Raw genomic sequence first — 13,138 nt, 5'->3', positions numbered from 1 at the left:
CCAACCACAGGCGGGAAAATCGTCGTCCCTGGCCTAGCGCGACAGCAGCTTGCGAGCAGCCTCGGGGTCCTTGACGCCCTTGTCCAGTGCCATTTGTGCCGCCTGCTTCGACTCGGCCGTCCGGCCTTCGTTGGCCAGGATCTTGGCCAGGTCGAGGTAGGTCTGTCCGTCGGAAGCCAGCGGCGCGGCCTTCTGGTAGGCCTCGATCGCCTTGCCCGCCTGGCCGGAGAAGAAGTAGGCCTGGGCCAAGGCCTGGTAGGTCGCGTGGTCGGGCTTGAGGATGCCCTTTTGGAGTCCGTCGTTGATGACGGTGACCACTTGCGCCTCCTTGCCCTGCGCGTTGAAGTAAAGCGCGTACAGGTTGCGGTAGTCGCGTTCCTCGGTCAGCTGCCCGGCGGCGCGCAGCTTCTCGTAGATTTCCGCGGCCTTGTCGTACTGGTCGCTTTGCAGGTAGGTCGCGGCGAGGTTGATCTGCGCACGCTTGTCGCTGGGCGTGCCGGCGGCGATCTTCTCCGCCAGCCTGGCGGCTTCCTCGGGCTGGTCGGACGCGGCATACGCGCCCATGAGCAGCTGGGTCCAGTCGGCGCGCGGCTCCGGCGTGGCGTCGATGGCCGGCTTGAGCACGGCGATCGCCTCCGGATAGCGTTCCAGCCGGTACAGCGCATTGCCCTTGAGCACCAGGTGCTCGGGCTTGGTCGACCGCGTTTCCGCGAGGAACTTCTCGAGGGTTGCCAGGCTCTGGTCGTACTTCTCATCCTGCATCTGCAGCTGCGCCACGATCAGCATCGACTCGTAATGCTCGTTGTTGCCCAGGCCGTTGAAGTCGACGGCCTGCTGCAGGTAGGCCTGGGCCCGCGCATCGTCCTGGCCCAAGTGCATCGAACCGATGATCCGGGCGGCGATGGCTTTCTCGTAGGCATTGGCGTCGGGGTTGGCCAGGACCTCGTCCGCGATCGCCTGCGCCGCGGCGAGATCGCTTTCGTCGTAGGCCTCGAACAACTTCTGCAGCCTGGGCGTGAGCTTGGCCGACGCCTTGCCATTGGGCTCCTGCCGCGTCGCGGACGGATAGGTGGGTTCGGCCGTCGTGGCGGCGACCTGCTCCGTTTCGGCCTTCGCCGCGGCGTGCTTGGCGCGGCGCGCTTCCGCGCGCTCCTGGGCGGAGCCCTGCGCGAAGACGGGGGCGCTCGAGACCACCAGGAGCGACGCCATCACGGCGGCGCTCAGCAGGAGTCGGGGGGGGAGGCGGTGCTTGGACATTGGGATTCCTCGGTGGGGCCCATCGCCTGGTCGGCGCGGGTGGCCGAGCTGGCCGAGTGGAGAGGTCAACGCTGGCAGCGGGTTCGGTCGGGTCGGGTCCGAAGCCGCGATACCGGCAGGATAGGGCCCCGGATGTTAATCGACCGCAACCGCGTCAGCCACAGTTCGGGCGGCGACCCGTGGCCCTGGCTTGTTCGTACGTCGGGATCAGCCCCTGGGCGCGGGCCTGCAGCTCACCGATGCGCGCGCGCGGATCGGGGTGGGTCGAGACCCATTCCGGCGGGCGCGCCCCACCGGCGGCGATCATGTTCTGCCACAACGTCACCGCCGCTCGAGGGTCGAACCCGGCCTTGGCCATCAACTGCTGGCCGACGACGTCGGCTTCGGTCTCCTGGGCACGCGACCCGGGCAGCAGGAAGCCGGTCTGCGCGAGGATGCCGCCACCCTGCGCCGCGGCCTGGGCCGCGCCCTGTCCGTAGCGGGAGCCCAGCAATCCGCTCACCACCTGCAGGGCGCCTGCCGCGCCGGCCTGGCGGGTGATGCGCTCATCGTGGTGGCGCGACACGACGTGGCCGATCTCGTGCGCGATCACGCCCGCCAGCTGGTCCTGGTTGCGCGCGACGGTGAAGATGCCGGTGTAGACGCCGACCTTGCCGCCGGGAAGCGCGAAGGCGTTGGCGTCCTTGTCGGCGAACACCGCCGATTCCCAGCCGCCCCGCCAGTTCGCCGGCAGTTCCCGCACCACGGCGTCGACCACGCATTGCACGTAGGCCCGTTGCCGGGAGTCGCTGGTCTGCGGCTTCTGCGCCTTCATCTGGGCGAACGCTTGCGCCCCGAGCTGGTTGAGCTGGGCTTGCGGCACGGCACCGACGTATTGGGTGCGCCCGGTGGGTGAGGTGGTGGTCGCGCAGCCGCCGACCGCGACCGCGATGGCGACACCCAGGATCATGCGTTTCATTGGCCGGACTCCGTGAAAGGTCCGCCCGTTGTAGGCGATGCCACTTGAAGGGGGCGTCAATCGCTGACTGCCTTGCTCAGCCTGGAGGGCGACCGCGCGGGAGCCCGATTCCGGCCGCATCGGCGCACCCCGGCCGGCGTTCGTGGAAGACGCCCGGGCGCCGGTGGCGCCGGCATACGGCACCTCCCTGTTTGCACGAGGAACACGCCCCGCCAGCGCGAGGGCGACGGCGCTAGACGTCCAGGTTCGCGACCTTCAGCGCGTTTTCCTCGATGAACTCGCGGCGCGGCTCGACCACGTCGCCCATCAGGGTGCTGAAGATCCGGTCCGCGGCGACCGCGTCCTCGATGCGGACCTGCAGCAGGCGCCGCGTTTCAGGATTGACCGTCGTTTCCCACAGCTGTTCGGGGTTCATCTCGCCCAGGCCCTTGAAGCGCTGGATCTGCCGGCCCTTCTTGGCTTCGTCCAGCAACCAGGCCTGCGCCTCGGCGAAGCTCTCCACGGGCTGGCTGCGATTGCCGCGCATGATCCGGGCGCCCTCGCGGACCAGGCCATGCAGCAGCAGGGCGACGTCGCGCAGTGCGCGCAGCTCGCCGCTCTGGAAGGTCGACAGCGCGATCGGCTGGATCGTCTCCACGCCCATGTGCTGGCGATTGACCAGCAGGGCCGCGGCGCGCGTGTCGTCGCCGGGCTGAAGTTCCAGCGTGTAGCGCGGCTTGCCCTGGCCGCTGCGGTTGATGCGCTTCTCCAGCGCATCGAGTTCGTGGCGCTCGTCGGTATTGCGCGCGAAGCTGTCGGCATCCAGCGGCGTGAAGTCGATCAACGCCTCCAGCACCGCGGGGTCGTACCGGTGTGCGTTGCGGGCGATCGCGTCGCGCGCGCCGGCGAAGGCCAGCAGCAGCTGCTCCAGCGCCGCGCCTTCGATCGGCGGTTCGCCCTCGGCGGGGACCAGCGAAGCTCCCTCGACCGCGTTGGCGGCCAGGTAGGCATCGAGCGCCGCCTGGTCCTTGAGGTACAGCTCGGTCTTGCCCTGCTTGACCTTGAACAGCGGGGGCAGGCCGATGTAGATGTGGCCGCGCTCGATCAGCTCCGGCATCTGCCGGTAGAAGAAGGTCAGCAGCAGGGTGCGGATGTGGCTGCCGTCGACGTCGGCGTCGGTCATCAGGATGATGCGGTGGTAGCGCAGCTTGTCCGGGTTGTACTCGTCCTTGCCGATGCCGGTGCCCAGCGCGGTGATCAGCGTGCCGACCTCGGCGCTGGCGAGCATGCGGTCGAAGCGCGCGCGCTCGATGTTGAGGATCTTGCCCTTGAGCGGGAGGATCGCCTGGGTCTTGCGGTTGCGGCCCTGCTTGGCCGAACCGCCGGCCGAGTCGCCCTCGACGATGAACAGCTCGGACAGCGCCGGATCCTTCTCCTGGCAGTCGGCGAGCTTGCCCGGCAGGCCGGCGATGTCCAGCGCGCCCTTGCGGCGGGTGAGGTCGCGGGCCTTGCGCGCGGCCTCGCGCGCACGCGCGGCATCGACGATCTTGCCGGCGATCGCGCGTGCTTCGTTCGGATGCTCCTGCAGGAATTCCTCGAGCTTGGCGCCGAAGGTCTGCTCGACCACCGGACGCACGTCGGAGCTGACCAGCTTCTCCTTGGTCTGCGAGGAGAAGCTCGGGTCCGGCACCTTGACCGAGAGCACCGCGATCATGCCCTCGCGCATGTCGTCGCCCGACAGGTTGACCTTCGCCTGCTTGGCGATCCCGTTCTGCTCGATGTAGTTCGACAGCGTGCGCGTCAGCGCCGCGCGGAATCCGATCAGGTGGGTGCCGCCGTCCTTCTGCGGGATGTTGTTGGTGAAGCAGAACATCGTTTCCTGGTAACTGTCGGTCCACTGCAGGGCGACGTCGACGGTGATGCCGTTCTGCTCGCCGGTGACGGAGATGACGTTCGGATGCAGCGGGGTCTTGAGCTGCGCCAGGTGCTCGACGAAGGAGCGGATGCCGCCCTCGTACTGGAACACGTCGCGACGCCCCTCGCCGCGCTCGTCGATCAAGGTGATCTTGACGCCGGAATTGAGGAACGACAGTTCGCGCAGGCGCTTGGCCAGGATGTCGTAGTGGAACTGCGTGTCGGTGAAGATGCTCGACGCAGGCCAGAAGCGCAGCAAGGTGCCACGGCGTTCCGACGGGCCGGTGGCCTGCAGCGGCGCCACGGGCTCGCCCATGACGTAGGTCTGCTGGTGGTGCTGGCCCTCGCGCCAGATGTCGAGGGTAAGTTTCTCCGACAAGGCGTTCACCACCGACACGCCGACGCCGTGCAGTCCGCCGGACACCTTGTAGCTGTTGTCGTCGAACTTACCGCCGGCGTGCAGCACGGTCATGATGACCTCGGCGGCGGAAACGCCCTCTTCCTTGTGGGTGTCGACCGGGATGCCGCGTCCGTTGTCGGACACCGAGACCGAGCCGTCCTCGTGCACCGTTGTCACGATGTCGTCGGCGTGTCCGGCCAGCGCCTCGTCGATGGCGTTGTCGACCACCTCGAACACCATGTGGTGCAGGCCGGTGCCGTCATGGACATCGCCGATGTACATGCCCGGACGCTTGCGTACCGCCTCCAGGCCGCGCAGCACGGTGATCTTGCTCGAGTCGTAGGTATTGGCGCCTTCGGCGCCGCGGATCGCATCGTCAGTCATTCGTCGGGGTCTGGTGGTGGGCACCGCGAGGTGCTGGATTCGGGGGCCGGGTTCCTCGGCGGCGGGCTGTCCGGGACGGGCACAGGCGCCGGTCGGCGAGCACGTCCGGGACGCACTCGTCGACGACACATTAATTATAGGGGCACGAAACCAGAATTATACCATCCCGGCGGGCCTTACGCCGGTCAGGTCGCAGGGGAGGCCGCCACCACGCCATGTTCCACGTGGAACACCCGTCCCGCGTGGCCGGCAACCGCCTGAGGCTCCTCGGTACCGGTCATGAAGACCTGTGCGCCCGTGGACACGAGGGTTTCCACGAGGCGGCGCTGGTGAGACCGGTCCAGCTCGGAAGCCAGGTCGTCCACCGAGACGATCGGCCAATCGCCGCGCTGCGTCGCGCAATCCCTGGCCTGGCCCAGCAGGCAGCTGATGGCGGCGATCTTCGCCTGCCCTCGCGACAGGGGTTCATCGTTGGGCAGCCCCTCCAGGCGCAGGCGCCAGTCGCCGCGGTGCGGCCCGATGCTGGTATACCCCAAGCTGCGGTCACGTTCCTGGGCATTGACCAGGGCATCGGCCAGGGAGACCTCGTCCTGGCGCCAGCCAGGGTGGAATTCCAGGCGTGGCGCGCCCAGGCCGGGCGCCAGGGCGTCCATGGCCCAGGCCACGGAGGCCTCGAGGCGTTCCAGGTAGAGGCGGCGGGCCCGGGTCAGTCGTTCGCCGGCTGTGGCCAGTTCAAGCTCCCAGGGCAACAGTTGCGACGCGGGCGTTCGCGCTTTCAGCAGAGCATTGCGCTGCTTGAGGCTCCGGGCATAGCGCCGCCAGTCCGCCAGGAAGCCCTGTTCCACGTGGAACAACCCCCAGTCCATGAAGCGCCGCCTTGGCTCGCCACCTCCGGATACCAGTGCATGGCAGCCGGGCTCGATCGTCACCACCATCAGCGCGGCGCATAGTTCGCCGAGTTGCGCGACCTTCAGCCCATCGAGGCGCCCCTCCCAGTCTTGCCCGCCATGGCGCAATCCCGCCTTGCGGATCCTGTCCTGCCCGTCCTCCTGCCATTGCACGAAGATCTCCAGCGCGTCTGCGGACGTCCGGACCAGCCCGTCGCCGATGCGGCCACGGAAGCTGCGCCCATAGGCCATCACGTGCAGGGCTTCGAGCACGCTGGTCTTGCCGGCGCCGTTGTCGCCCACCAGCAGGTTCAAGCGCGGGTCGGGGTCCAGCCACGCCTGGCGCAGGCTGCGCAGGTTCCGGATTTCGAGCCGTTGCGCCTTCATCCGAGGTCGCTCCGCGCCCGGCCGGGGCTCGCAGGCAAGAACGCCCGGGGGGGCCCGGGCGTCTTGGTTTCACGTGGAACACCGCGTCCGCGGGTCCCTGGCGTGCCTTGCGAGGGAGTCACAGCCGCAGCGGCATGACCACGTGGCGGGATTTTTCGCTGCTCGATTCACGGACCAGGGCCGACGAATTCGCGTCGCGCAGGGCGATCACGATGGTCTCGTCGCGCAAGGCGGTCAGTGCATCCTGCAAGTAGTTGACGTTGAATCCCACCGCCAGTCCGTCGACCTTGGTGTCGGCCTCGACCTCTTCCTGCGCCTCCTCCTGCTCCGGATTGTGCGCATTGATCTTCACCAGGCCCGGCGACACTTCCAGGCGGACCCCACGGTACTTCTCGTTCGACAGGATCGCGGCGCGCTGCAAGGCCGCGCGCAGGCTTTCGCGGTCGACGCGGACCTCGCGATCGGCGCCAATCGGGATCACGGCCTCGTAATCCGGGAACCGGCCATCGATGAGCTTGCTGGTGAACGTCACGTCGTCCCGCTTGACCCGGATATGGTTGCGGCCCATCTCCAGCTCCAGGGTGCGCTCGCCGCCCTCGAGCAGGCGCTGCAGCTCGGTCACGCCCTTGCGCGGCACGATGATCTGGCGCTTGGTCTGCACATCGTCCTCGAGCGCCGTCTCGCACAGGGCCAGTCGGTGCCCGTCGGTGGCGACGCAGCGCAGGCGGGCTTCCCCGAGGTCGAACAGCAAGCCGTTGAGGTAGTAGCGCACGTCCTGCTGGGCCATTGCGAACGCGGTACGCTCGATCAGCTCCTTGAGGGCGGCCTCGGGCACGTTGACCCGTTCATTGGCCTCGACCTCGTCGATGGACGGGAAGTCGTTGGCCGGCAGGCTTGCCAGCGTGAACCGGCTGCGACCGGCCTGCACCGTGATCTTGTCGCCCTGCTGCCCGTCCGCCTGCTGCGACACGGTCACCTTGCTGCCGTCGGGCAGGGCGCGGACGATGTCGAACAGCTTGCGGGCGGGGATCGTGGTCTCGCCGTCCTCGGCCTGGTCGACCGCGCAACGCGCCACCATCTCGACCTCCAGGTCGGTTCCGGTCAGCGACAGCTGGTCACCGTCGACCACGACCAGGAGGTTGGCCAGCACCGGCAGGGTCTGCCGCCGTTCGACCACATTCACGACCTGGGCCAGAGGCTTCAGGAACGCTTCCCGCTGCAGACTGAAACGCATGCCGGTGTCTTCCCCTTTGGTGCGGTATCAAGGATGGATAAGAATCAAAAGCTGGTGGTGCTGGTGTCGGGAATACTGGTTGGTAACCGTGTTAACTTGTTGATTTGTAACGTTTTTATGGTCTTGAAAAAGGCAGGATAACCGCGACAGTGACGGGTTGGCATCCTGTGGACAACTTGACGCGGGCCGATCCATCCACGAGTTGTCCACAGCTTCCCGGAGGGCCTTGCCGGGCGAGGCACCCGGCTATTCGCTCAGCTTGCGGATCAGCTTGTTCCAGTCCTCCCGAAGCTTGCCGTCGGTCTCCTGCAGGGTCCGGATCTGGCGACAGGCGTGCAGCACCGTGGTGTGGTCGCGGCCGGCGAACGCGTCGCCGATTTCCGGCAGGCTGTGTTCGGTCAGTTCCTTGGCCAAGGCCATCGCGACCTGCCGCGGCCGTGCCAGCGAACGTGTCCGCCGCTTGGACAGCAAATCCTTGATCTGCAGGCCGTAGTAGTCTGCCACGGTCTTCTGGATGTTGGCGATGCCGATGGACTGCTGCTGGGCGCGCAGCAGGTCGCGCAGGGTTTCCTGGGCGAACTCCTCGGTGATCGGGCGGCCGGTGAAGTTGGCGCGGGCGGCCAGGGTATTCAACGCGCCTTCGAGGTCCCGGACGTTGGAGCGCATCTTCTTGGCCAGCAGGAAGGCGACGTCCTCGGGGATCTCGGTGCCGCGCTCGGCGGCCTTGGACATCACGATCTGTGCCCGCGTCTCGAAATCCGGCGGATCGATCGGTACGGAAAGCCCCGATGCCAGGCGCGACTTGAGCCGCGGCTCCAGGCCGTCGACCTCTCGCGGGAAGCGGTCGCAGGTCATGATGATCTGCTGGCGGCCGTCGAACAGCGCGTTGAAGGTGTGGAAGAACTCCTCCTGCGTGCGGTCCTTGCCGGCGAAGAACTGGATGTCGTCGATCAGCAGCGCATCGACCTGCTGGAACTGGCGCTTGAAGCCGTCCATCGCCTTTTCCTGCAGCGCCTTCATCATCGCGCTGAAGAACTGTTCGCTGCGCACGTACAGGACGCGCATCCCCGGGTTGCTGGCGCGCATGGCGTTGCCGGCCGCGAACATCAGGTGGGTCTTGCCCAGCCCCGTGCCGCCGTAGAGCAGCAGCGGGTTGTGGGCCCGGTCCCCGGGTTTCTGCGCGGCGTGCCACGCGGCGGCACGCCCGAGCTGGTTGCTGCGCCCCTCCACGAAGTTGTCGAAACTGTAGTGGCCGTCGAGGTTGCCCTGGAACTCGACGCCCCCGAACGCGCGCGCCGCCCCGGGCGCCGGTGCGGGCGCGATCGCGGCGGGGCGGGGCAGCGATCCGATCTCCAGCGCCACCTCCGGGCTGCCGGCGAAGTGGCCCAGCAGCTCGCGGATCCGCTCCAGGTACCGGTCCCGGACCTCGTCGCGGACGAAGGCGTTGGGCGCATACAGCACGGTGGTGTCGTCGCGGCGGGTGGCCTGCAGAGGTTTGAGCCAGGCGTGGACGTCCTCGGCCGGGAACTCGGCTTCCAAACGTTCGAGGCAGCGGGGCCAGGCGTCCATAGGGGTACGACTTCGGGGCAGGAAGCGGTTCCGCCTTCGGCCGGGTCGCGCGGACGACACGGGCCACGCGGCCACCGGGGGAGGGGGGAAGGCAGACTACCACTGCGTCCCGACCCCGGCCATGCGCATCGACACGGCACGGCCTCCTGTCCCGCAGGGGACGCCGCAGCCGCCCCGATTCCACGGTGCCCGGCCAGTCGGCTTGACCGAATCCCGTCCAGCCACCTAAAATCGCCGGTTCACTCCGTTACACCAGCACCCGAGCAACCGCCATGGCGACCAAGCGCACCTACCAGCCCAGCAACCTCAAGCGTAAGCGCGACCACGGCTTCCGTGCCCGGATGAAGACCGCCGACGGCCGCAAGATCCTCGCGCGCCGCCGCGCCAAGGGTCGCAAGCGCCTGACGGCCTGAGGCCGCCGCCGTCGAGGCCGGCGGGCCGCCGCCTGTCGCGCCGCCGCCCTCCGCTGTTCCGATGACCGACTCCGCACGCGGCTTGCCACGCCAAGCCCGCGTTCGCGCGCGCGCCGAATTCGACCGCGTGTTCGCGCAAGGCCACCGCACCGCCTCGCCCTGGCTGGCGCTGCACTGGCAGCGCGACGTCCCGCCACCGCGATTGGGCCTGGCGGTGTCGCGCAAGGTCGACAAGCGCGCGGTCGGGCGCAACCGCATCAAGCGCGTGCTGCGCGCCTCGTTCCGCATGTTGCGGGGGCAATTGCGCGACGGCGCGTACGTCGTCGTGGCGCGTCCGGCGGCGGCGCAACAGGAAAACCACGCGCTGGCGGCGGACCTCGTCGCGCTCTTGCGCCGCGCCGGCGCATTGCCGGCGACCGGCGCGGACGGCACAATGCCGGGCGATCCCCCGCCACACCCTTCCCACCCGGACCCGTCCGGCGAATGAGCTTGCCTGCCTGATGAACCAGACCCGCACCTTCCTGATCTTCGCCTGGCTGATGGTGGCGGTGTTGCTGTGGATGGAGTGGAACAAGGAGCAGGCCGCGCCGGATGCGGCCGCTGCGCAGAGCAGCCAGGCGGCAAGCGGTCGGGCGACCGACGGTGCGCTCCCGGCAGCGCCGGTCGCGACGCCGGATCCGGGCACCGGTCCCGCGGTGCCAAGCGCCCCGGCGGCCGTCGGTGACCCCGGGGCCGCGCCTGCCGGCCCGTCCACCGCCGACGGCACCGTCGTGACCGTGACCACCGACGTGCTGCGGCTTGAAATCGACGGCGGGACCGTGCGCCAGGCCGACCTGCTGCGCTTCCCGCGCACCCGCGAGGCTGGCAGTCCCCCGGTGCGCCTGTTCAGCACCGAACCCGGCAGCTATTACACCGCCCAGAGCGGTTGGGTCAGCCAGGCCAATCCGGCGCCGACCCACGCCCAGGGCTTCGTCCCCGAGACGCCGCAAACCGCCTACACCCTCGCCGATGGTGCCGATACGCTGGTGGTTCCGTTCGTCTGGCGCGGGCCGGACGGCGTGACCATCCGGCGCACCTATACCGTCACCCGGGGCAGCTATGCCCTCGAGGTGGAGGACACCGTCGTCAACCGCGGCGCGCAGCCGTGGCAAGGCTACGTGTACCGCCAGCTCAACCGGGTGCCGCCGCAGCTCGACCGCGGCATGACCAACCCCGAGTCCTTCAGCTTCAACGGCGCCACCTGGTTCAGTGCCCAGGACGGCTACGACCGCCGGGCCTACGACGATTTCCTCGACGATGGTCGTGTCGAGCAGCCGGCGCGCGGCGGCTGGATCGCCATGCTGGAGCACCACTTCTTCAGCGCCTGGATCCCCGCAGCGGGAGACGACGCGACGCTGTCGCTGGACGTCGACCGCAGCAGCGGTGCGCAGCACAACCTCATCCGCGAGGTCGGGCCTGGGCTCAGCGTCGCGCCGGGCGCGCAGGCGGCCACGCAAGCGCGACTCTGGGTCGGCCCGAAGCTGGTCGACCAGATCAAGGCCCAGGCCGTGCCCGGGCTCGATCGCGCGGTGGATTACAGCCGCTTCTCGCTCTTCGCCGTGCTCGGGGAAGGCCTGTTCTGGGTCCTCAACCACCTGCACGCGCTGTTCGGCAACTGGGGCTGGGCCATCGTCGGCCTGGTGGTTTTGGTCAAGCTGGCGCTGTACCCCTTGTCGAAGGCGCAATACAAGTCGATGGCGAAGATGCGCAAGTTCCAGCCGCGCATCGCCCAGCTCAAGGAGCGTTACGGCGACGACCGCCAGAAGTTCCAGACCGCGATGATGGAGCTGTACAAGAAGGAGAAGATCAACCCGGTCGGCGGTTGCCTGCCGATCCTGCTGCAGATGCCGATCTTCCTCGCGCTGTACTGGGTGTTGCTCGAGTCGGTGGAGCTGCGCCACGCGCCGTGGATGCTGTGGATCCAGGACCTGACCGCGCCCGATCCCTGGTTCATCCTGCCGGTGCTCAACATCGCGGTGATGTGGGCGACGCAGAAGCTCTCGCCAATGACCGGCATGGACCCGATGCAGCAGAAGATGATGCAGTTCATGCCGATCGTGTTCGGCGCAATCATGATCTTCTTCCCCGCCGGCCTGGTGCTGTACTGGGTCACCAACGGCGCGCTCGGCCTGCTGCAGCAGTGGACGCTGATCCGCAAGTACAGCGACGACACCCCGGCCAAGGCCTGACCCCAGGCCGCGCGCGACTGCGCGGCGCGGAGCCGGGGGGCCGCTGCCCGGCCCGCGTTCTGCGACCATAGCCGCATGCCCGCCCCCGCCGACCACAGCGCGGACACCATCGTCGCCATCGCCACGCCGCCGGGCGCCGGCGGCGTCGGCATCGTGCGCGTCTCCGGCCCCGGTTCGGCCGCGATCGCCGGCGCGCTTTGCGGCTTCGTGCCGCCCGTGCGCCGGGTGCGCCATGCGCGCTTTGTGGATGCCGCCGGCGAGACCATCGACGACGGCATCGTGCTGCGTTTCGCCGCGCCGGCCAGCTTCACCGGCGAGGACGTGGCCGAATTCCAGGCCCACGGCAGCCCCGCCGTGCTGCAGGCACTCGTGGCCCGCTGCTGCACGCTCGGCGCGCGCATGGCGCGGCCCGGCGAATACAGCGAGCGCGCCTTCGTCAACGGCAAGCTCGATCTTGCGCAGGCCGAGGCCGTCGCCGACCTGATCGCCGCCGGCGACCTCGTCGCTGCCCGCGCAGCCCGTCGCGCGCTCGACGGCGTGTTCTCGCAGCGCGTCGACGCCATCGCCGACGAGCTGCTGGCCCTGCGGGTGCATGTCGAGGCGATGATCGACTTCGCCGACGAACCCCTCGAAACGCTCGGCATGGACGCCGTGCAGGCACGACTGGCGCGGATGCGCGACGCGCTGGCCGCATTGCGCGACGCGGCGCACGGTGGCTGCAAACTGCGCGACGGCATGCACGCCGTGATCGTCGGCCCGCCCAATGCCGGCAAGAGCTCGCTGTTGAACGCGCTGGCGGGCAGCGAGCGCGCGATCGTCACCGATGTCGCCGGCACCACGCGAGACCTGTTGCGCGAAACGGTGCGCGTGGACGGCCTGGAGCTGACCCTGGTCGACACCGCCGGACTGCACGCCGGGGGCGACAGCATCGAGCGCGAGGGGATGCGCCGGGCGCGCATGGAACTCGAGCGCGCGGAACTGGCGATCGTGGTGCTCGATGCGCGTGACCCGGCGGCCGGGCGCGAGGAAGCCGCGGCCGCGGCCGCCCAGGCCACGGCCACGTTGTGGGTGCACAACAAGGCGGACCTGTTGCCGGACGACGCTCCGCCGGCCGCCGCGGGCGTGCTGCGCATCTCGGCGCGCCGGGGCGATGGCCTGGCGGGACTGCATGCCGCCCTGCGCGAGCAGGCATTCGGCGCGGCAGGAGAGGGGTCCGAGGGCGCGTTCACGGCCCGCGCGCGGCATGTCCAGGCACTGGACCGCGCGGCGGCCGAGCTCGAAGCCGCCGACGAGGCGCTGCGCCGGCAGGCCCTGGACCTGGCCGCGGAGGCCTTGCGCGGCAGCCACGACGCCTTGGGCGAGATCACCGGCAAAGTTGCGCCCGATGCGCTACTGGGTCACATTTTCTCCACGTTTTGCATCGGCAAGTAGCGCCCCGGCCCCATTCGGCCGGTCTGCTTGTTGACAAATGGCCCGGACTGCCGCGTCCTACGCACTTGCGTCTCGATGGCACCAACAGGGGGAAGTA

Annotated in this window: 10 protein-coding genes; 4 read left to right on the top strand and 6 right to left on the bottom strand. The window is 69.0% G+C overall.

What is annotated here, in order from left to right:
- Positions 1-33: 33 nt before the first annotated feature.
- The 6 genes from ABD970_RS02830 to dnaA all read right to left on the bottom strand — a co-directional run bounded on the left by ABD970_RS02830 (position 34) and on the right by dnaA (position 8,969).
- Positions 34-1,257 (bottom strand): tetratricopeptide repeat protein, encoded by a 1,224-nt coding sequence (locus ABD970_RS02830; protein WP_345293975.1) that lies wholly within the window; start codon positions 1,255-1,257, stop codon positions 34-36.
- A gap of 154 nt (positions 1,258-1,411) precedes the next feature.
- The gene (locus ABD970_RS02825) at positions 1,412-2,215 is read right to left on the bottom strand and encodes a M48 family metallopeptidase (RefSeq protein WP_345293974.1); all 804 of its coding nucleotides are present in this window, start codon (positions 2,213-2,215) and stop codon (positions 1,412-1,414) included.
- A gap of 232 nt (positions 2,216-2,447) precedes the next feature.
- Positions 2,448-4,892 (bottom strand): DNA topoisomerase (ATP-hydrolyzing) subunit B, encoded by a 2,445-nt coding sequence (gene gyrB, locus ABD970_RS02820; RefSeq protein WP_345293973.1) that lies wholly within the window; start codon positions 4,890-4,892, stop codon positions 2,448-2,450.
- Between the two features lie 185 nt (positions 4,893-5,077).
- Positions 5,078-6,166 carry a DNA replication/repair protein RecF gene (gene recF, locus ABD970_RS02815; RefSeq protein ID WP_345293972.1) on the bottom strand — a complete coding sequence of 363 codons (1,089 nt, stop codon included), beginning with the start codon at positions 6,164-6,166 and terminating at the stop codon, positions 5,078-5,080.
- 118 nt (positions 6,167-6,284) lie between these two features.
- Positions 6,285-7,400 carry a DNA polymerase III subunit beta gene (gene dnaN / locus ABD970_RS02810; protein WP_345293971.1) on the bottom strand — a complete coding sequence of 372 codons (1,116 nt, stop codon included), beginning with the start codon at positions 7,398-7,400 and terminating at the stop codon, positions 6,285-6,287.
- 246 nt (positions 7,401-7,646) lie between these two features.
- Positions 7,647-8,969: a chromosomal replication initiator protein DnaA gene (gene dnaA / locus ABD970_RS02805; RefSeq protein WP_345293970.1), complete on the bottom strand. Its 1,323-nt coding sequence runs from the start codon at positions 8,967-8,969 to the stop codon at positions 7,647-7,649.
- A 272-nt stretch (positions 8,970-9,241) separates the two neighbouring features.
- Between dnaA and rpmH the strand changes: the two genes are divergently transcribed.
- The 4 genes from rpmH to mnmE all read left to right on the top strand — a co-directional run bounded on the left by rpmH (position 9,242) and on the right by mnmE (position 13,041).
- Positions 9,242-9,382: a 50S ribosomal protein L34 gene (gene rpmH, locus ABD970_RS02800; protein ID WP_013536759.1), complete on the top strand. Its 141-nt coding sequence runs from the start codon at positions 9,242-9,244 to the stop codon at positions 9,380-9,382.
- A gap of 61 nt (positions 9,383-9,443) precedes the next feature.
- Complete coding sequence (rnpA, locus tag ABD970_RS02795) at positions 9,444-9,869, top strand: ribonuclease P protein component (protein ID WP_345293969.1); 426 nt, start codon at positions 9,444-9,446, stop codon at positions 9,867-9,869.
- Between the two features lie 13 nt (positions 9,870-9,882).
- On the top strand, positions 9,883-11,610 hold the full coding sequence (yidC, locus tag ABD970_RS02790; protein WP_345293968.1) for a membrane protein insertase YidC: 1,728 nt from the start codon (positions 9,883-9,885) through the stop codon (positions 11,608-11,610).
- Between the two features lie 75 nt (positions 11,611-11,685).
- On the top strand, positions 11,686-13,041 hold the full coding sequence (mnmE, locus tag ABD970_RS02785; protein WP_345293967.1) for a tRNA uridine-5-carboxymethylaminomethyl(34) synthesis GTPase MnmE: 1,356 nt from the start codon (positions 11,686-11,688) through the stop codon (positions 13,039-13,041).
- The last annotated feature ends 97 nt before the right edge of the window (positions 13,042-13,138 follow it).

It is taken from the genome of Luteimonas vadosa, assembly GCF_039543545.1.
GTDB classification, from domain to species: Bacteria; Pseudomonadota; Gammaproteobacteria; order Xanthomonadales; family Xanthomonadaceae; genus Luteimonas; species Luteimonas vadosa.
Note: the sequence above shows the minus strand (reverse complement) of the source record. Positions and strands in the feature narration are given on the sequence as shown.